General features: G+C 72.8%; 1 pseudogene. It reads left to right on the plus strand.

Annotated elements, in window-relative coordinates:
- A pseudogene (locus tag D588_RS23955) lies at positions 1-508 on the plus strand (fimbrial biogenesis outer membrane usher protein); the annotation flags it as partial.

Below are 508 nucleotides of genomic sequence, written 5' to 3' on the forward strand. Positions count from 1 at the left end.
CTGTGGCTGTTGCCGCGCGCCGGCGTGTTCGGCGCCTCGCTGGCGCACGGCGGTGCGGCCGGCCAGCAAGGCCTGCAGTACGCGTTGAGCTACCGCTGGAACAACGGCCGCTTCAACCTGGCGATGGACACCCAGCGCGCGCAGGCCGGCTACCGCGACGTGGCAGCCCGCTACGGCGCCGCGCCGCCGCGGATCAGCGAGCGCGCTCTGTTCGGCAGCACCTGGGACGGCGTCGGCAACATCGCCCTGAGCTACGTGCGCCTGGCCTACCCCGACAGCGGCGACCAACGCTACGCCAGCCTGTTCTGGACCCGGGCCCTGCCGCGGCAGTCGTCGTTGAACCTAAGCATCAACCAGAACCTGGACCAGGCCCGCGACCGCAGCGTGTACCTGGGCTGGTCGATCGCGCTGGACGGCCGCCGCCAGGCCGGCGTCGCCGTGCAACGCATCGGCGAACGCACCAGTGCGACGGCCGACCTCAGCCAGGCGGCAGCCGCCGACGGCGGCA

The organism is Xanthomonas sp. SHU 308, assembly GCF_000364645.1.
Classification (GTDB): Bacteria; Pseudomonadota; Gammaproteobacteria; order Xanthomonadales; family Xanthomonadaceae; genus Xanthomonas_A; species Xanthomonas_A sontii.